Source organism: Quadrisphaera granulorum (genome assembly GCF_003149145.1).
In the GTDB taxonomy this organism is placed as follows: domain Bacteria; phylum Actinomycetota; class Actinomycetes; order Actinomycetales; family Quadrisphaeraceae; genus Quadrisphaera; species Quadrisphaera granulorum.
In genome coordinates this window covers 41,018-58,564 of the sequence record NZ_QGDQ01000016.1, presented here as the reverse complement: position 1 = coordinate 58,564, position 17,547 = coordinate 41,018, and the positions used below count along the sequence as shown (strand labels likewise).

Below are 17,547 nucleotides of genomic sequence, written 5' to 3'. Positions count from 1 at the left end.
TGCGTCAGCTCCCGCGGTAGGTGGTGTAGCCGAAGGGCGACAGCAGCAGCGGCACGTGCAGCCGCTGCGTCCCCTCGGGGACGACGACGACGACGGCGATCTCCGGGAAGAACCCGCTGCGCGTCGACGTGTCGAACAGCAGCCGGTAGGTGCCCGGGTCGGGCTCGTCGAACAGGAGCGCCGCGCGGCCGTCGTCGTCGGTGACGGCCGTGACCAGGGGCGCCCACGCTTCCAGGTCCCCTTCGACGGTGGCGCGCACCGACAGGGACACCGGGACGCCCGCGGCGGGCGCACCGGAGGCGGTGTCGAGGACGTGCGTGCTCAGGCCCATGCCCGGCTCCCCAGGTGCTCCATGCGCCGGAGGCTAGCCAGGCACCGCCGCGTGCGGGGACACCGGTGCCGGATCCGCCCGTTACGCCGCCAGCGCCGCCTGCAGCCGCAGCAGCGCGATCTGCCGCAGCTGGTCGGCGGCGACGAGCAGCTCGGTGGCGGCGTCGTTGCCGAGCCGTTCATCGAGGGCGGCCAGCACCTCCTCCTGGCTCAGGCCCGCTGCGCGGATGAGGAACACGTGGCCGAACCGCGCCTCGTAGGCGGCGTTGCCGGCGGCGAGGCGCTCGCGGGTCTCCGCGTCCTGCGAGACCCCCGACTGCTCCAGCCGGGACATCCGCTCGTGGGCGCTGTCACCGGAGGGTCGCTCGCCGATACGGGGATGAGTCTGCAGGGCGACGAGCACGGCCTCCGGCGGCAGGGCGCGGGCGGCGGCGTCGGCCTGCTCCAGCAGCGTCTCGACGTCGGGGTAGGGCGCGCCGTCGAGCACGCTCGCCACCCACAGCGGGGCGTCGAGGCAGGCGGCGAGCGCCTGTGCCTCGGTACCGGTGGGCGGGGTGCGGCCGAGCAGGGCGTCGAGCAGCGACATGCCGCGAGGCTAGGCGCTGAGGAGAATGTGCAGGTGCTGCGCCGGCTGCTCCTCACCCTCGTGGTGCTGGCGGTGCTCGCGGGAGGCGCCGTCGTCGCGGCGCCGGTGGTCGACGCCGGGCTACGCACCGCCGCCGAAGAGCGCGTCGCCGCCGAGCTGGTCGGGAGCACCGGTGCCGCCGGGGCCGTGGACGTCAGCATCCGAGGCGGGTGGTTCGTCCCGCAGGCGGTGCGCGGGCAGTACGACGACGTCCGCGTGGTGGCCCGCGACGTGCCGGCGGGGGACGTGGTGCTCTCGGAGGTCGACGCGCGGCTGACCGGCGTCGTTCTGCCCCTGCGGCAGGTGCTGCGGGGGCGCATCGAGCGGGTGGAGGTCTCCCGTGCGACGTCCACGGCGCTGCTGACCTACTCCGAGGTCAACGCGGTGCTCGCCCAGCGCGACGTCCCCTTGGGCGTGCCCCTCACCGTGTCACCGGACGGGGACGCGCTGCGCGTGACGGGCAGCGCGCGCGTCTTCGGTCAGCAGGTCTCGCTCTCGGCCGAGGTCGACCTCACGGTCGACGCCGGCGTCGACGGTTCGACCGTGAAGGCCGTCCCCCGCCAGCTCGACTCGGGGAGCGCACTGCTCGACCGTCTGTCACGCTCTGTGCTCGGGGGTCTGCGCGACCAGCTGGCGTTCGACGTGCCTCTGGGACCGCTGCCCTTGTCCCAGCAGCTCACCGGTGTGGCCGTCCGCGCCGACGGGCTCGCGCTCTCGACGACCGGCTCCACCATCGTTGTCGGATCGTGACGCTGGGCCACCACTTCTGCCAGCTTCTGTTCATGTGAAACGGGTAACAAGGACACGTGACCACTGATCCGATGCCCTTCGGCCTGCGTGCAGCCGCGCTGCGCGGGACCGGCGAGCACCGCGAGGCGGCCGCCAGCTGGCTGGCGGCCCGCTGGCCGTTGCTCGCCACCGCGGCGCTGCTCGGCGTGCTCACCGACCTCCTCCTGGCAGGTCCCCTCACCACCGTGCTCGACGTCCGCATCCACGAATGGATGGGCGCGCTGCCCCACACCGGACCCGACCTCGTGCTCGCGCACGTGCTCGACCACACCGGCCAGCGGTGGCTCGTGACACCCGTGGTCATCGCCGCGGCCCTATGGGCGTGCCGGCGCCGGCGCAGCTGGTCGTCGCTGTGGCTGGTGCTCGGCACGATCTTCGCGATGAACGTGGTCATCGCCATCGCCAAGTTCACCCTGGACCGCGGGCTGGCCATCACCGGTGACCCGTCCCTGTTCGTGCCGAACGGCCAGGCGTTCCCCTCCGGCCACGCGGCCAACGCCGCCTCCGCGGCGGCCCTGCTGGTCCTGCTCGTCGCGCGGGCACGGGGCACCCGCATCCGCCGCTCCAGCGCGCTCGTCGCCGTCGTCGTGCCGAGCACCGTCATGACCGTGGTGTCCCTCTACCTGGGCTTCCACTGGTTCAGCGACCTGCTGGCCGGCTCGCTGCTCGGCGTGCTCATGGTGCGCGCCGGCGCTGCCGTCGAGGGGCGGCTCGGTCCGCGCCTGCGCCGGCGTCGTCCGCGCGTCAGCACCCCCTTCGACACCGACCTCCCCGAGACGGAAGCGGCTCGGCTAGCGTCAGCCCGTGCTGCTGACCCCGCACGAGACCGAGCGCCTCATGCTCAGTTACGCCGCCGACCTGGCGCGACGACGGCGTGAACGAGGCCTGAGGCTCAACCACCCCGAAGCCGTCGCCGTCATTAGCTCCTTCCTCCTGGAGGGGGCCCGTGACGGCCGCACCGTCGCCGACCTCATGTCGGCGGGCCGGGGCGTGCTCACCCGTGAGGACGTCATGGACGGTGTGCCGGAGATGCTGCACGAGGTGCAGGTCGAGGCCACCTTCCCCGACGGCACCAAGCTCGTCACCGTCCACGAGCCGATCCCGTGATCCCCGGAGAGGTGCTGGTCGCCGAGAACGCCGAGCCGGTCGCCACGCTGCCTGGTGCCCCGCGCACCACGCTCGTCGTCGTCAACACCGGTGACCGGCCCGTCCAGGTGGGCTCCCACTTCCACTTCGCCCAGGCCAACACGGCACTGTCCTTCGACAGGACGGCGGCGCACGGCCTGCGGCTCGACGTCGCCGCCGGCACCGCCGTGCGGTTCGAGCCGGGCGTCGAGCGCGAGGTCGTGCTCGTGCCGCTGGCCGGAGCACGCGTGGTGCCCGGCCTGACCCTGCCCGCGCCCGGTGATCTCGGAGGACAGCGCTGATGGCTGACATCTCGCGCGAGCGGTACGCCGCGCTGTTCGGGCCGACCGTCGGAGACCGTATCCGCCTGGCCGATACCGACCTGCTGATCCGTGTCGAGGAAGACCGCTGCGGCGGCCCCGGCCTCTCCGGTGAGGAGGCGGTCTTCGGCGGCGGCAAGGTCATCCGCGAGTCGATGGGCATGGCCCGCACCACCCGCGCCGAGGGCGCTCTCGACACCGTCATCACCGGCGCCGTGGTGCTCGACCACTGGGGCATCGTCAAGGCCGACGTCGGCATCCGCGACGGGCGCGTGGTGGCGCTCGGCAAGGCCGGCAACCCCGACACGATGGACGGCGTCCACCCCGACCTCGTCATCGGCCCGTCGACGGAGGTCATCGCCGGCAACGGCAAGATCCTCACCGCGGGCGCCGTCGACTCCCACGTCCACTTCATCTGCCCGCAGATCGTGCCCGAGGCACTCGGCAACGGGATCACCACGCTCATCGGCGGCGGCACCGGTCCCGCCGAGGGCACCAAGGCGACGACGGTGACGCCCGCCTGGCACACCCCGCTCATGCTCGAGGCGATGGACGGCTGGCCCGTCAACGTGGCACTTCTCGGCAAGGGCAACACCACCTCCGCCGCGGCCATCGAGGAGCAGCTGCTGGCGGGGGCCTCGGGACTGAAGCTCCACGAAGACTGGGGCTCCACGCCAGCCGTCATCGACGCCGCGCTGCGCGCCGCGGACGAGCACGGCATCCAGGTGGCACTGCACTCCGACACCCTCAACGAGGCCGGGTTCGTCGAGTCGACGCTGAGCGCCATCGCCGGGCGGGGCATCCACGCGTACCACACCGAGGGTGCCGGGGGCGGTCACGCGCCGGACATCATCACGGTGGCCTCGCACGCGAACGTGCTGCCCAGCTCGACCAACCCGACGCGGCCGCACACCGTCAACACCATCGACGAGCACCTCGACATGCTCATGGTCTGCCACCACCTGAGCCCGCGGATCCCGGAGGACCTGGCCTTCGCGGAGAGCCGGATCCGGCCGAGCACCATCGCCGCGGAGGACGTCCTGCACGACCTCGGCGCCATCTCGATGATCGGCTCGGACTCCCAGGCGATGGGGCGCATCGGCGAGGTGGTGCTGCGGACGTGGCAGACGGCGCACGCCATGAAGGTGCGCCGGGGCGCCCTCGCCGGTGATCCGTCCGGCCCCGGCGGTGACGACAACCTCCGCGCCCGCCGCTACGTGGCCAAGACGACGATCTGCCCGGCCATCGCCCACGGGCTGGACGGCGAGGTCGGCTCGGTGGAGTCGGGCAAGCTCGCTGACCTCGTCCTGTGGGACCCGGCGTTCTTCGGGGTCCGCCCGCACGTCGTCATCAAGGGCGGCTTCATCGCCTGGGCGGCCATGGGCGACGCCAACGCGTCCATCCCCACGCCGCAGCCGCAGCTCCCCCGGCCGATGTTCGGGGCGGCGGCACCGGTAGCGGCGGCGACGTCGGTGCACTTCGTGGCGCCGACGGCACTCGATCACGACCTCGCCGACCGGCTGCGTGTGCAGCGGCGTCTCGTGGCCGTCAAGGACGTGCGGAAGCTCACCAAGGCGGACATGCCCGAGAACGACGCGCTGCCGCGCATCGAGGTCGACCCCGACACGTTCACGGTCCGGATCGACGGTGACGTCGTCGAGGAGTCCCCCGCCGCCGCGCTCCCCATGGCGCAGCGGTACTTCCTCTTCTGATCCACCCTCCAACCGTGATCATGGACGAACGGCCACCCGCGTGACGCTCGCGTCACTGCTCGCTCTCGCCGACTCGCGCCTGCCCGCAGGTGGACACGCTCACTCCGGCGGTACGGAGCAGGCCGTGGTGGACGGGTACGTCCGCGACGAGGCCTCCCTCGGCACGCTGCTGCGCCGCCGCCTGCTCACCGCGGGCGTGGTGGCGGCGCACCTTGCGGCAGCGTCGTGCGCCGCGCCCGACGCGAACACGCTGCGCGTGCTCGACGGCGAGGCGGAGGTCCGCCTGCCGGCTCCGGCCGCACGCGAGGCGTCCCGCGCACAGGGCCGCGGCCTGGTGCGCGTTGCCTCCGTGGCGTGGCCCTCCGCGGCATGGGCGGCGCTCGGGCAGGTGGCCCGGGCGCCGCACCACCCGCTGGCGATCGGGGTGGCCACCGCAGCAGCCGGCGGCTCTCCCCGCGACGCCGCGCTCGTGGCGCTCTACCTCACCGGTACCGCCACGGCCACGGCTGCGGCGCGGCTGCTCGGGCTCGACCCCGTCACGGTGGCCGCCGTCCTCGCCTCCCTGGGCCCGCTCCAGGACGCCCTCGCCACCGACGCCTCCGAGGCCGTGGCCCGCGGCGACGAGGTCCCGGCGGAGTCCGATCCCCTGACCGACCTCCTGGTGACGCGGCACGCGCCGCGCCAGGACAAGCTCTTCGCCTCGTGAAAGGACCTCGCATGGACTCCCAGCCGACGGGCGCTGAGCGCACCCCCGACCTCGACCACACCCCGGCACAGCCCGATGTGGCCGCCCACCTGCGCTTCACCGAGCCGCCGCACACCCACCCGGCCCCGCAGGACCGGTACGGCAACCCCCTCTCTCACGACGACGACGCCCACGCGCACGCCCACCAGCACGGCATCCCCCACACGCACGCGCCCGTCGCCACGCCGCACCGCCCGCCGTCGGGCCCGCTGCGCATCGGCATCGGCGGCCCGGTCGGCTCCGGCAAGACCGCGCTCGTGGCGGCGCTGTGCCGCGCACTCGGCCCGGAGGGCGCCGGCCTCGACATGGCCGTGGTGACCAACGACATCTACACCACCGAAGACGGCGACTTCCTCATCCGTCACGGCGTGCTCCCCGCCGAGCGCATCACGGCCGTGCAGACGGGAGCCTGCCCGCACACCGCCATCCGCGACGACATCGCCATGAACCTCGACGCCGTCGAAGACCTGGAGGACTCCTTCAACCCCGACGTCGTGCTCGTGGAGTCCGGCGGTGACAACCTCACCGCCACCTTCAGCTACGGCCTGGTGGACGCTCAGATCTTCGTCGTCGACGTCGCCGGGGGTGACAAGGTGCCCCGCAAGGGCGGGCCGGGCGTCATCACCTCCGACCTGCTCGTCATCAACAAGACCGACCTCGCGCCGATGGTCGGCGCCGACCTCAGCGTGATGGACCGCGACGCCACCGCGCTGCGCGGCGAGCGGCCGGTGGCGTTCACGAGCCTGCGGGAAGACCCGGGCGCCACGCCCGTCGCGGCGTGGGTGCAGCAGCTGCTGGCGAAGCGGCGCGAGCTCGCCAGTGCGCACCAGGGTTGAGCTCGTCGCGGTATCCGGCCAAGGGGGCACCACTCGCCTGCTGACCAACCGCGCCGAAGGCATCCTCAACGCGCGCCGCACGGGGCCCGACGAGGTGCACCTCGTGGGCACGGGCGCGGGCCCGCTGGGCGGCGACACGGTAGAGGTCGACGTCGTCGTCGAACCGGGTGCCCGGCTGCTGCTGCGCGGTGTCGCAGCGACGCTGTCGATGCCCGACCGCTCCGGTCGGCCGGCACGGATCGACCTGCGCCTGCGCGTGGCCGAGGGCGGTCACCTCGACGTGGCGCTGGAGCCGCTCGTGGCGGTCCGCGGCAGTGACCTGCACGCGGTGACGACCGCCACCGTCGACGAAGGCGGCGCGCTCGACCTCACCGAGGTGACGGTCCTCGGGCGGTGGCGGGAGGCGCCGGGCAGCTGGCGCGGCACGCTGCGGGCGGACCTCGCCGGGGCGCCGTGGCTGCGGCAGTCGGTGGCCCTGGGGCCGGGCTCGCCGACGTGGGACGCGCTCGACGCGCCGCGTGTGCTGGTCAGCAGGCTGCGCTCCCCCGCCGCCCTCGCCACCACAACCAGCACCACGCTCAGTACGACGACGACGACGAAGCCCGCTGGCCGCACGGTCGGCTGCGCCGCCGCGCTGCCGCTCGCGGGCGGTGGGGAGCTGGCGCAGGCACTGGGCCACGACCTGCTCGCCGCGCGGCGCGACCTCGCGGCGCTGGAACCCGAACCAGCCAGGTTTCGGCCAACCGAAACCTCTGGCACCCTGACGGGGTGACGTCGACCGCCACACGCGCTCCGGAGCGGAAGCTCCTGCATCTGCTGGGTCCGGCGTTCGTCGCGTCTGTCGCCTACGTCGACCCGGGCAACGTCGCCGCCAACCTCACGGCGGGCGCCCAGTACGGCTACCTGCTGCTGTGGGTGCTCGTCGTGGCCAACGCCATGGCGGTGCTGGTGCAGTACCTGTCCGCGAAGCTCGGGGTGGTCACCGGGCGCACCGTTCCCGAGCACCTCCGAGACCGGCTCGGGCCCCGCGGGCGGCTCGCGTTCTTCAGCCAGGCCCAGGCGGTGGCGATCGCCACCGACGTCGCCGAGGTCATCGGCGGTGCGGTGGCACTGCACCTGCTGTTCGGGCTGCCGCTGTGGATCGGCGGGGTCATCACGGGTGTCGTCTCCACGGCGGTGCTGGCGCTCAACACCGCGGACGGCGTGCGCCGCTTCGAGGCGGTGATCATCACGATGCTGGGCGTCATCGCGGTGGGCTTCGTGGCCGGTCTCGTCGTGGCCCCGCCAGACCCGGCCGAGGCGGCCGCCGGGCTGGTCCCCCGCTTCGACGGGCCCGACACGGTGCTGCTCGCCGCGAGCATGCTCGGCGCCACGGTCATGCCGCACGCCATCTACCTGCACTCCGGTCTGGCGCGCGACCACCACGGCGGCGCCGTCACCCCGGACCGCGTCCCGCGGGTGCTGCGCGCCACCCGCACCGACGTGGTCGCGGCACTCGTGCTGGCCGGGGTCGTCAACATCTCGATGCTGCTGCTCGCCGCGACGTCGCTGCGCGGCGTCGCGGGAACGGACACCCTCGAGGGCGCGCACGCCGCCGTGGACTCCGCGCTGGGACCGGCGGTCGGGCTGCTGTTCGCGGTGGGGCTGCTGGCGTCCGGGCTGGCCTCCACGTCGGTCGGGTCGCAGGCCGGTGCCGTCATCTGGGGCACGCTGCGACGACGAGTGCCGCCGCTGCTCGTCCGCCGCGTCTTCACGCTCGTCCCGGCCCTCGCGGTGCTGCTGGCCGGGGTCGACCCGACGCAGGCGCTCGTGCTGAGCCAGGTAGTGCTGAGCTTCGGCATCCCATTCGTGCTGGTTCCCCTGCTGCGGCTGACCTCGAGCCGCGCCGTGATGGGCGAGCACGCCAACAGCCCGCTCGTGCGGGCGCTGGCCTTGCTGGCGGTCGCGGCCGTCGTCGTCCTCAATGTCGTCCTGCTGCTCTTGACGTTCGCATGAGCAGCGCATCGACAGGTACGACGACGGCGAGCGGCGTCCGGCTGACCGACGTCCGCCTGGAACCGCATCCGGGCGGCAGCCCGCAGCTGCACGGCCTGCTCGGAGTGCCGTCGCGCGAGCTGCACGGGGTGGGCCCGTGGCCGGGCGTCGTGGTGGTGCACGAGGCCTACGGCATCGACGACGTCATGCGCCGCCAGGTGGAGCGCCTCGCCGAGGCCGGCTACCTGGCCCTCATGCCCGACCTCTACACGGTCGGAGGAGCGCGGCGGTGCCTCGTCGCCACGTTCCGGACGCTGGCCGCGGGGCACGGCCGCGCCTTCGAGGACGTCGAGGCGGCCCGCGAGCAGCTGCTCGCGCTGGCGGAGTGCACGGGCCGCATCGGGGTGCTCGGCTTCTGCATGGGCGGGGGCTTCGCGCTGCAGCTGGCGAGCCCGTCGGCGCCGGGCGGACCCTACGCGGCGTCCTCGGTGAACTACGGCCGGCTGCCAGGTTCCGACGCCGAGCTCGACACGCTGCTGGCGGGGGCGTGCCCCGTCGTCGGCAGCTACGGCGGGCGAGACGCGTCGCTGCGCGGCGCAGCGGACCGGCTGGACCGGGCCCTCACCCACGCCGGGGTGCCACACGACGTGCGCGAGTACCCCACCGCCGGCCATTCTTTCCTCAACGACGCTCCCAACGGCCCGCGGCTGCTGCGCCCGGTGACGCAGCGGGTGATCGGCGCTGGACCGGACCCCGAGGCCGCGGCGGACGCATGGGCAAGGATCGAGGCGTTCTTCGACCAGCACCTGCGGAAGGGGTGAGCGCGGTGGCACAGACTTCTGAGGGCACACCGACTCCCGAGGAAGACCTCTCCGTCTGGAAGCGCCTCGCGCCCAGCGGGATGCTGCTGGTCGGGACCGGGCTGTGCGTGACGCTCGACGCCTCCGCGCGGCGCTCGTCGGGGTCGCCGCTGTTGCGCTGGGTGGCCGAGGGGACAGCGGGTCTCGTGCTGGTCAACGCTGGCTTGGCGCTCTACGGCGAGGCCATGAAGCGCCGCGGTCTGTACGACGCCGCCACTCGGCCGTAGCCTCCGGCCATGCACCCGGGCCTGGTGGTCTTCGGTATCGCGGTCTTCGCCGTCGTCGGCCTCATCGCCGCGCTGTCCAACGCCTCGAGCATCAGGTCACCGCGGAACGGGCGGCGACGGGCCGACGGCAGCACGGCGCCCTTCGTCGGCAGCGACTCGGGCGGCTACGACAGCGGTTCCACCAGCGGGCACGGCCATCACAGCCACCACGGAGACGGTGGCTCCTTCGGAGGCGGCGGCTGGTTCGGTGGCGGAGGCGACGGAGGCTTCGGCTCGGGCGGTTCCGACGGTGGTGGCGGCGGTGGCGGCGGCGGGGACTGACCCGCCCGTGATCATGGTCGGGCGGCCACCTGCGTGAGCAGCTCGTCACAGCGATGGTCGAGACGCCGCCTCTCGACAGCGCCCACGCCACCGACCGCAGCGACGATCGCCAGCGGAACGAGCCAGCGCGGCGTGTCGGAGACCGCGAGCACCGCGCCCACTAGCACCAGCAGCCCGAGGGCCTATCGCTCCACGAGGACACTGCCCAGCTCGCGCCTGTGTGCTGCCGCGAGGTGTAGCGCCGCCTCGTGTTCAGCGGCCGAGGCAGGCCCTGCCCCACGCCTCAGCACGAGCTCACCAGCCCGCCACTGCTCGTCGGTGAGCCCCTCGGCCCGCTCGACCTCCTGCCGCTGACGTCGAAGTTGCAGCTTGCGGAGGAGCTGACCCACACCGCCACCGATGACGACCGGGACGGCGTAGGCGACAGCGCTCGATAGGACGCTGCCGCCCATGATCCAGCCGACGGGCGCCACGATGGCGAGGGACAGCCCGGCTCCGGTAGCGGCGCTCAGCCAGGGGTACATCCGGGAGCTCCACGAGCAGATCCACACGATCACTCACGCATCCTGCGCCAGGCGGCAAGCGCACGGCGTCATCCCACGGGTCCATGGCCGTCCTGCCCCTGCCAGGCGAGCCACACCGTGTCCCGCGCCATCGGGAGCCGGTGGAACCGCACTCCCGTCGCGTCACGTACCGCGTTGGCCAGCGCGGGAGCAACCGGGTTGTAGGGACTCTCGCTCATCGACTTGGCGCCCATCGGCCCGACAGCGTCGGACGTGTCCGCGAACAGCACCGTCGTCGGCGGCACGTCAGCCCAGGTGGGGATGTGGTACTGGCGGAACGACGGGTTGGTCACCGCGCCGGTGCCGCCGGGGGCGTCGTCGACGCGGACCTCCTCGTACAGCGCCGCGCCGATGGCCTGCGCGACACCGCCCTCGATCTGGCCGCGGCACTGCTCGGGGTTGACCACCACGCCGGCGTCGGCGCCGTGCACCGACGCCAGGATCCGCACCTCACCGGTGGCCGGGTCGCACGCCACCGTGAACGCCTGCACGTCGAACGCCACCGAGCGCGGCGTCCCGCCCCACTCCCCGCTCCCCACGAGCTCGACCCCGTCTGCCGCGGCGGCCCGCACGAGGTCCACGAGCGGCACTCGGGATCCGGCGACGACGACGGCGTCACCATCGAGCCGGCACGCCTGCGGCGGCACGCCCGCGCCTGCCGCCGCCCGCGCCACCAGCAGCGATGCCAGCGCATCGGCCGCCGCGTTCACGGCCCGCCCGGCGACCACCGTGCCGGTGGAGCCGAACGCGCCGGTGTCGTGGCCCCCTGCTGCCCCGAAGACGTCGGTGTCGGACTGACGCACCCGCACGCGGTCCGGCGTCGTCCACAGCGCGGTCGCCGCGATCTGGGCGTGCACGGTGGTGGTGCCGTTGCCGAACTCCGCTGTGCCGACGCGCAGCTCGTACACCGCCTCGCCGTCGCCGTCGCCGTCGCCGTCGTCGTCCTCCTCACCGAGAATCAGGGCGACGACGGCGTCGGCGTGGTGCCCTCGCGGCGGCACGGTGTCGATCATCGAGATCGCCATGCCCTCGCCCACCGACCACCCGGCCGGCGCCTGCGCCCTCACCGCTGAACGCTCGGCGGCCACGAGCTCCTGCACCCGGTCGAGCAGCTGGTCGAGGCCGTAGCTGCCGTAGACGACGTCGTCCTCTTCATCCGTCGTGGCGGTCATCGGGTCACCGGGGACGACGGCGTTGCGCCGCCGCAGCTCGAACGGGTCCATCCCGAGCTCCCGGGCGAGCTCGTCCATGGCGGATTCCACGGCGAACACCAGCTGCGACAGCCCGTACCCGCGGAACGCCCCGGAGGGCGGGGTGTTGGTGTAGACCGCCCACCCGTCGACGCGCTTGCTGGGGCAGCGGTACACGCCAATCGACTCCCCGCAGCCGTGGAAGAGCACGCCGGGTGCGTGGTTGCCGTACGCGCCCGTGTTCGAGACCACGCGCACCGACATCGCGGTGAGCGTCCCGTCGGGCAGCGCGCCGAGCTGCGCGGTGACGGCCATGGGGTGGCGCGTGGTGGTGGCCGCGAACTGCTCGGTGCGCGTCAGCTCCCACTGCACCGGTCGCCCGGTGAGCAGCACGGCGAGGCCGACGAGGTCTTCGGTGAGCATCTCCTGCTTGCCACCGAACCCGCCGCCCACGCGCCCGGCGACCACGCGGACCTGCTCCCGATCCAATCCGAGGACGACGGCGAGCGCGTCGCGGGTGAGGAACGGCGTCTGCGTCGACGTCCTCACCACCAGCCGGAGGCCCTCAGCAAGATCTCCCTCGACCCACGCCCGCGCGGCCATGGTCTCCAGGGCGGCGTGCGCGAGCCGCTGGCTGCGCCAGGTGCCCTCGACGACGGCGCCGCCGGCCGCCTTCGCGGCCTCGAAGCCTGCCTCGACGTCACCGAGGTGACCGTGGACCTCGGCGACGACGTTGTCCTGCGGACGGGCGATGCGCGTGAGCGTCGGGTCCTTGTCGCCGTGGAGCACCGGCGCGCCCGTGCGCGCCGGGTGCATGGCGATCTCGGGGTCGAACACGGCTGGCAGTACCTCGTACTCGACGCCCCCCGCGAGCGCCGCGACGCCCGCCTCGGCTGCGCCCACCGATTCCGCCACCACGGCCGCCACGCGCTGCCCGACGAAGCGGAGGGTCCTGTCGAGCACGAGCGTGTCGTCGGGGTCGTCGGTCATGAGGTGGTGGCGCGCCGAGGAGTGCGGCACGGGGTTGACGTCGTCGGCGGTGATGACGCGCACCACCCCGGGCACCGCCAGCGCAGCCGTGGCATCCACGGACACCACCCGGGCGTGGGCGTGCGGGGAGCGCAGCACCGACAGGTGCAGCATCCCGGGCGGCGGGGCCTCGTCGAGGGTGAAGCGGGCGGCGCCCGTGACGACGGCGGGCCCGGCGGGCGCGGGGATGCTCCGCCCGACGGCGGCGCCGGCGGCCGGGTCTCTCTCCACGGTGGTGCGCCCGGCGAGGGCGTCGCGGATCGAGCGGTACCCGGTGCAGCGGCACAGGTTGCCCTTGAACGCCCGCTCGAGGTCGTCGTGCTGGTGGAGCTCGAGGGCCGCCGTCGTCATGAGCATCCCGGCGGTGCAGAAGCCGCACTGGAAGCCCTGCGCGTCGAGGAACGCCCGCTGGCAGGGATGCAGGGCCTCCGCGGTCGCCAGCCCTTCGACCGTGGTCACGGCCTTGCCCTGCGCGCGGAGCGCCGGGTAGAGGCAGGAGTGGACGGCGCGGCCGTCGACGTGGACGGTGCACGCGCCGCAGTCGCCGGCGTCGCAGCCCTTCTTGACGCCCGTCCAGCCGCCCTCGCGCAGCCAGGTGCGCAGGCACTGGCCGGGGCGGGGCTCGCGCTCGTCGGGTCGGCCGTTGACGACGGCGCTCATGGCGTCTCCTCCAGCAGCTCCTGCACCACCTCGCGGACCTGCGCGAGCGCCATCGCGCGGCGCCACGCGGGGTGGCCGTGGACGTCGTCGTGCCAGGTCCGCCGGGGCTCGGAGAAGTCAACAGCCCCGTCGACGGCGGCCTCCACGGCATCCGCTGCGGCATCAGCTGAACCCAGCGACGACGACGGCCAGCGCAGCTGCAGCGGCGCCTGCGTCGCCGCGGTCACGGTGACGACGAGCTCGCCCGAACCATCCAGCCGGCCGACGACGAGGCTCGCGGAGCGTCCCAGCGGCGTGAGGGTCGCCCGGCGGAACGCGGTGCGTGCCGCCAGGGACGACGCGGGGACGACGACCTCACGCACCAGCTCGCCGGGGGCGAGGGCCGTGACGTGGTCTCCGGTGACGAGCTCCGCGACCGGCAGGTACCGGCGGCGCAGCCCAGCAGCAGGGCCAGCACCAGCACCCAGCGTCCACAGCTCCACGACACCGTCGAGCGACGCCAGCAGCGACACCATCGGTGCCGCTGGCAGTGCGGTGACGAGGTTGCCGCCGACGGTGGCGACACCCTGCACCTTCCACCCGGCGAGGAACGCGTCGGCGCACTGCGCGATGAGACTCGGGGTGTCTTCCGTCGCCGAGGCCCAGGAGGTCAGCTGCTCGATCGTGCACGTCGCGGAGACGCGCAGGTCGCCGTCGTCGTCGACAACCACCGGTTCCCACCCCAGACAGGTGAGGTCGAGCAACCGTCTCACCCCGGGCTGTGGCTCGGAGAACAACCAGGTGCCGCCGGCGAGCCAGACGTCGCCGGGCTGCAGCGCAGCGGCGCCGTCGAGCACAGGCCCGGCGGGTTCGAGGGCGGTGACGCCGTGCAGGTCCATCGCCCGGCACCGTAGGCGACGGACGCGCCGCGCGGGTCGTCCAACTGGTGGATCGTCGCTCAAGGAAGATCACCGGCGGGTCGATGGGCGACAAGGCGTCGAGAGAAGGAGCGCGGTGAGCAGTCGGGGTGCCACGGTGAGCACGAGCTCACGGCGGCTTCGCCTGCGCTCGCTGGTCGTGGTCACCACCGGGGCTGCGCTCGTCGGGTACGCGCTGCTGGCGGTGCTGCCGTGGACGTCCGCCGTCGCCGGTGCCCTCTCGCTGATCCTGGGAGCCGCCTCGGTGGTGCTCCTGTGCGTCTGCTCGCTGGCGCGCCGCCCGGACGGGCGGTTGCCGTGGCTGCTGATCTCGACGGGCATGCTCGTCTCGGTGATGCTGCGCGCGGCTGCCGCGGCAGCCACCGGCGACGGCGGCACCGTCCTGCCACCCAGCGCGTACGTGGACTATCCGTGGCTCATGCTCTCGGTACCCCTGGGGTACACCCTGGTGCTCGCAGGGCTCCACCTGCTGGTGCGCCGCACCACCGAAGGGGTGCCGCGCGGGCTGTGGATCGATGCGCTGCTCGTCAGCGCCACGGGTGCGGCGGTGATGCTCCTGTTCCTGGCGCCCTGGACGGAACGCTTCGGCATCGGCCCCGTCGGTGCGCTGGCCCTCGTCAACCGCGCGGCCCTGGCCCTGGCCCTGGGGCTGTTCTCCGTCGCCGTGGTGCTGCTGCGTGGCCGGCGCAGGGACGCGCGCCTCGACATCGCGGCGGCGGCGCTGGTGTGCTTCGTCGTCAGCGAGGTGCTGGGCCTACTGGCCGCGACCCAGGCGCTGCCCACCGAGGGGCTGGCGGCGAGCATCGTGGGCGTGCTGCGCCTGGTCGCCATCGGTCTGCTCAGCGTCGCTGCGGTGAGTCCGGCCTCGGCGCGCACGGCCGTCGATCCGCCCCGCCGGACCCTGCGCGCGGTCTCCGCAGCGGTGCTGTCGCTGTCGTGCGTGCTGCTCGCCGTCGACCACGCCGCCTGGGCCCCCGAGCTCCCGGACGGCGCGTGGATCCTGGTGCTCTGCATGCTGCTCGCGGGCGCCGTACGCATGTCCGTGCTGTCCGTGGAGATGAACCGCCTGCTCGACGAGCGGCGCGTGTCGGCGAGTGACGCGCTGACGGGCCTATTCAGCCGCCGGGGGATGCGCGACGCGTTGGAGCACGACGCCCAGGGCGCGCTGCTGCTCATCGACCTCGACGACTTCAAGGGCGTCAACGACCGCTGCGGCCAGGCCGTGGGCGACGAGGTGCTGCGTGTGGTGGCCGACAGGCTGCGCCGCGCCTCCAGCGGCCCCCGGGTGCTCGCGCGCCTCGGCGCTGACGAGTTCGCGCTGCTGTTGCTCGACGTGGACGCAGCCCGGGCCGAGGAAAGGGCCTCCAAGGTGATGGCTGCCATCACCTCACCGATCACCGTCGGTGACCGCCTGGTGCGCCTGGGCGCCAGCGCTGGCCTCACCACCCGCGAGCGCGGGCTCCCCGCCGGCGAGGTGCTGCGGCGGGCCGACGTCGCCATGCAGCTGGCCAAACGCAACGGTGGCGGACTGCGTCTGTTCGACGAGGCCATCGACGCCGGCGCGCGCCAGCGCGAGCGCCTCCTCGACGACCTGCGCACGATGCTCGGCGCACCCGCCGGCGACGCGTCCGATGACCGGGCCCCTGCAGGACGCGTGGTCGCGCACTTCCAGCCGCAGCTCGACGCCGACGGCACCGCGAGCGGCGTGGAGGCGCTGGTGCGCTGGGACCACCCGGACCTCGGCCTCCTGCAGCCGGTGGCCTTCATCGACCTCGCCGAGGAGCACGGTTTGCTCCCCGAGCTCACCGAACGGGTGCTGCGCCAGGCAGTGACCCAGACCGCCCTCTGGCGCGCCCACGGCCACGACCTGCGGGTCGCGGTGAACCTCTCCGCGAGCTGCCTGGACTGGCCGCGGCTGCTGGACGTGGTCGACGACGTGCTCGACTCCCGGCTGCTCCCCGCCAGCGCACTCGTCCTGGAAGTCACCGAGACCGGGCTGGTCAGCGACGCCGTCCACGGCCTGGAGGTGGCGGCGCAGCTGGTGGACCGCGGCATCGAGCTGTCCATCGACGACTACGGCACCGGGTATTCCTCCCTGGCGCACCTCAACCACCTGCCGGCGCGCGAGCTGAAGCTCGACCGGGCGTTCACACGCAGGCTTCTGGACGACGAGCGCACCGCCACCATCGTGCGGGCGACCATCGATCTGGCCCACGAGCTCGGCATGCGTCTGGTGGCCGAGGGCGTGGAAGACGAGGCCACGCTGACCGCCCTCACCGCCATCGGCTGCGACGTCACGCAGGGGTACTGGCACAGCCGCCCGCTGGCCGCCGACGACCTCACCGCGTGGCTGGATGCACGGGCGCTCACGCGCCAGCCAGCTTCCGGGCCAGCGCCGTCAGCTCGCTGAGCACGCGGCGTACCACGGGCCGCTCGGCGGTGTCGGCGCGCACCAGCGCGTCGATCTGACGGCCGGCACGCACGTCGAGCAGCGGCAGCAGCCGCACCCCCGGGTGGCGCCCGCACGTGTAGCGCGGCAGCAGCGAGAGGCCATGGCGCGCGGCCACCAGCTCCAGCACCACGTGGAAGTCGTTGATGCGTGAGACCACGCGGGGTGGTTCGCCGTCCACAGGTCCTCCCGCGAGCACGGCCCGCAGTACCTCCCCCACGGGGAAGCCTTCCTTCACGGCGATCCACCGCTGCCCGGCGAGGTCGGCGTGGCGCACACCGCCGTCGGCCCGGGCGCTGAGTTCCAGCGGGTGGCCGACGGGGACGGCGACGTCGAGCGGCTCCCGCAGCAGCGGCACCACGCGCACTCCGGCGCTCGCTCCCGGCGCTGACCACGCGAGCTCGCCTTCGGGACGGTGGGCGATCACGACGTCGATCCGGTCCGTCAGCGGCGCGAAGTCGTCGAGGGGCACGTCTTCGTCCGTGCACTCCACCTCCACCCCGCTGCCCTCCAGCCGCGTGAGCAGACCCGGCAGCAGCAGCTCGGCGCCGGAGGAGAAGGCAGAGACGCGGACCGGCCCGGTGGGTGCCTGGTGGGCGTCGAGGACGGCGGTGCGAGCACGCTCCAGGGCGACGGCGACGTCGTCGGCAGCGTCCGCGAGTGCCAGCCCGGCGGGGGTGAGTCGCAGCCCGCGCCCGACGCGCTCGGTGAGCGGAACGCCGGCCTGGCGGGTGAGGGAGGCCAGGTGCTGGCTCACGGCCGAGGGGGTCAGGTGGAGGACGGCGGCGGCGCGCGTCACGCCGCCCTGCGACCTCACGGCACGCAGGGCTTCGAGCGCTCTCACGTCCACAGCACCCACCTCCCCCGTGATCATG

The 17,547-nt window shown here is 73.7% G+C and carries 19 protein-coding genes; 13 read left to right on the top strand and 6 right to left on the bottom strand.

Going from position 1 to position 17,547, the window contains the following annotated elements; all coding sequences use genetic code 11:
- Positions 1–4: 4 nt before the first annotated feature.
- Both uraH and uraD read right to left on the bottom strand, forming a co-directional pair.
- Positions 5–331, bottom strand: a complete 327-nt coding sequence (uraH, locus tag BXY45_RS13230) for a hydroxyisourate hydrolase (protein WP_109774979.1) — start codon at positions 329–331, stop codon at positions 5–7.
- Positions 332–412: 81 nt separating this feature from the next.
- Positions 413–916: a 2-oxo-4-hydroxy-4-carboxy-5-ureidoimidazoline decarboxylase gene (gene uraD, locus BXY45_RS13225; RefSeq protein ID WP_109774978.1), complete on the bottom strand. Its 504-nt coding sequence runs from the start codon at positions 914–916 to the stop codon at positions 413–415.
- A 33-nt stretch (positions 917–949) separates the two neighbouring features.
- Here uraD and BXY45_RS13220 point away from each other — a divergent pair, with 33 nt between their 5' ends.
- Genes BXY45_RS13220 through BXY45_RS23850 form a run of 12 tightly spaced genes read left to right on the top strand, consistent with a single transcriptional unit; the run spans position 950 to position 9,864 of the window.
- Positions 950–1,705 carry an LmeA family phospholipid-binding protein gene (locus BXY45_RS13220; protein WP_170131495.1) on the top strand — a complete coding sequence of 252 codons (756 nt, stop codon included), beginning with the start codon at positions 950–952 and terminating at the stop codon, positions 1,703–1,705.
- 56 nt (positions 1,706–1,761) lie between these two features.
- Positions 1,762–2,622: a phosphatase PAP2 family protein gene (locus BXY45_RS13215; protein WP_109774976.1), complete on the top strand. Its 861-nt coding sequence runs from the start codon at positions 1,762–1,764 to the stop codon at positions 2,620–2,622.
- Positions 2,549–2,851: an urease subunit gamma gene (locus BXY45_RS13210; protein WP_109774975.1), complete on the top strand. Its 303-nt coding sequence runs from the start codon at positions 2,549–2,551 to the stop codon at positions 2,849–2,851. Before BXY45_RS13215 ends, BXY45_RS13210 begins: the two co-directional genes overlap by 74 nt.
- Positions 2,848–3,171 carry an urease subunit beta gene (locus BXY45_RS13205; protein WP_109774974.1) on the top strand — a complete coding sequence of 108 codons (324 nt, stop codon included), beginning with the start codon at positions 2,848–2,850 and terminating at the stop codon, positions 3,169–3,171. The genes BXY45_RS13210 and BXY45_RS13205 overlap by 4 nt, the downstream gene beginning before the upstream one ends.
- On the top strand, positions 3,171–4,901 hold the full coding sequence (locus BXY45_RS13200) for an urease subunit alpha (RefSeq protein ID WP_109774973.1): 1,731 nt from the start codon (positions 3,171–3,173) through the stop codon (positions 4,899–4,901). The genes BXY45_RS13205 and BXY45_RS13200 overlap by 1 nt, the downstream gene beginning before the upstream one ends.
- Before the next feature lie 40 nt (positions 4,902–4,941).
- Positions 4,942–5,607, top strand: a complete 666-nt coding sequence (locus BXY45_RS13195) for an urease accessory protein UreF (RefSeq protein WP_109774972.1) — start codon at positions 4,942–4,944, stop codon at positions 5,605–5,607.
- Positions 5,608–5,618: 11 nt separating this feature from the next.
- Positions 5,619–6,482 carry an urease accessory protein UreG gene (gene ureG / locus BXY45_RS13190; RefSeq protein ID WP_211319543.1) on the top strand — a complete coding sequence of 288 codons (864 nt, stop codon included), beginning with the start codon at positions 5,619–5,621 and terminating at the stop codon, positions 6,480–6,482.
- Positions 6,466–7,254 carry an urease accessory protein UreD gene (locus tag BXY45_RS13185; protein WP_109774971.1) on the top strand — a complete coding sequence of 263 codons (789 nt, stop codon included), beginning with the start codon at positions 6,466–6,468 and terminating at the stop codon, positions 7,252–7,254. The genes ureG and BXY45_RS13185 overlap by 17 nt, the downstream gene beginning before the upstream one ends.
- The gene (locus tag BXY45_RS13180) at positions 7,251–8,477 is read left to right on the top strand and encodes an Nramp family divalent metal transporter (RefSeq protein WP_109774970.1); all 1,227 of its coding nucleotides are present in this window, start codon (positions 7,251–7,253) and stop codon (positions 8,475–8,477) included. The genes BXY45_RS13185 and BXY45_RS13180 overlap by 4 nt, the downstream gene beginning before the upstream one ends.
- Complete coding sequence (locus tag BXY45_RS13175; protein WP_109774969.1) at positions 8,474–9,277, top strand: dienelactone hydrolase family protein; 804 nt, start codon at positions 8,474–8,476, stop codon at positions 9,275–9,277. The genes BXY45_RS13180 and BXY45_RS13175 overlap by 4 nt, the downstream gene beginning before the upstream one ends.
- A gap of 5 nt (positions 9,278–9,282) precedes the next feature.
- On the top strand, positions 9,283–9,543 hold the full coding sequence (locus BXY45_RS13170) for a hypothetical protein (RefSeq protein WP_146211194.1): 261 nt from the start codon (positions 9,283–9,285) through the stop codon (positions 9,541–9,543).
- Between the two features lie 9 nt (positions 9,544–9,552).
- Positions 9,553–9,864, top strand: a complete 312-nt coding sequence (locus tag BXY45_RS23850) for a hypothetical protein (protein ID WP_177524087.1) — start codon at positions 9,553–9,555, stop codon at positions 9,862–9,864.
- 182 nt (positions 9,865–10,046) lie between these two features.
- Here the strand turns inward: BXY45_RS23850 and BXY45_RS13160 are convergent, their stop codons facing one another.
- Genes BXY45_RS13160 through BXY45_RS13150 form a run of 3 tightly spaced genes read right to left on the bottom strand, consistent with a single transcriptional unit; the run spans position 10,047 to position 14,184 of the window.
- Positions 10,047–10,421: a hypothetical protein gene (locus BXY45_RS13160; protein ID WP_109774967.1), complete on the bottom strand. Its 375-nt coding sequence runs from the start codon at positions 10,419–10,421 to the stop codon at positions 10,047–10,049.
- Positions 10,422–10,456: 35 nt separating this feature from the next.
- Positions 10,457–13,306, bottom strand: coding sequence for a molybdopterin-dependent oxidoreductase (locus tag BXY45_RS13155; protein ID WP_109774966.1), 2,850 nt, complete (start codon positions 13,304–13,306; stop codon positions 10,457–10,459).
- The gene (locus BXY45_RS13150) at positions 13,303–14,184 is read right to left on the bottom strand and encodes an FAD binding domain-containing protein (protein WP_109774965.1); all 882 of its coding nucleotides are present in this window, start codon (positions 14,182–14,184) and stop codon (positions 13,303–13,305) included. The genes BXY45_RS13155 and BXY45_RS13150 overlap by 4 nt, the downstream gene beginning before the upstream one ends.
- A 136-nt stretch (positions 14,185–14,320) precedes the next feature.
- Between BXY45_RS13150 and BXY45_RS13145 the strand changes: the two genes are divergently transcribed.
- A complete protein-coding gene (locus tag BXY45_RS13145; RefSeq protein WP_109774964.1) occupies positions 14,321–16,633 on the top strand; it encodes a putative bifunctional diguanylate cyclase/phosphodiesterase in 2,313 nt (770 codons plus the stop codon).
- Here the strand turns inward: BXY45_RS13145 and BXY45_RS13140 are convergent.
- Positions 16,590–17,522: a LysR family transcriptional regulator gene (locus BXY45_RS13140; RefSeq protein WP_109774963.1), complete on the bottom strand. Its 933-nt coding sequence runs from the start codon at positions 17,520–17,522 to the stop codon at positions 16,590–16,592. The two genes, BXY45_RS13145 and BXY45_RS13140, sit on opposite strands and share 44 nt — an antisense overlap.
- Between the last annotated feature and the right edge of the window lie 25 nt (positions 17,523–17,547).

Coding starts and splice junctions, on each gene's coding strand:
- uraH (WP_109774979.1), bottom strand. CDS start 331: ATGGGCCTGAGCACGCACGTCCTCGACACCGCCTCCGGTGCGCCCGCC.
- uraD (WP_109774978.1), bottom strand. CDS start 916: ATGTCGCTGCTCGACGCCCTGCTCGGCCGCACCCCGCCCACCGGTACC.
- BXY45_RS13200 (WP_109774973.1), top strand. CDS start 3,171: ATGGCTGACATCTCGCGCGAGCGGTACGCCGCGCTGTTCGGGCCGACC.
- ureG (WP_211319543.1), top strand. CDS start 5,619: ATGGACTCCCAGCCGACGGGCGCTGAGCGCACCCCCGACCTCGACCAC.
- BXY45_RS13175 (WP_109774969.1), top strand. CDS start 8,474: ATGAGCAGCGCATCGACAGGTACGACGACGGCGAGCGGCGTCCGGCTG.
- BXY45_RS23850 (WP_177524087.1), top strand. CDS start 9,553: ATGCACCCGGGCCTGGTGGTCTTCGGTATCGCGGTCTTCGCCGTCGTC.
- BXY45_RS13155 (WP_109774966.1), bottom strand. CDS start 13,306: ATGAGCGCCGTCGTCAACGGCCGACCCGACGAGCGCGAGCCCCGCCCC.
- BXY45_RS13150 (WP_109774965.1), bottom strand. CDS start 14,184: ATGGACCTGCACGGCGTCACCGCCCTCGAACCCGCCGGGCCTGTGCTC.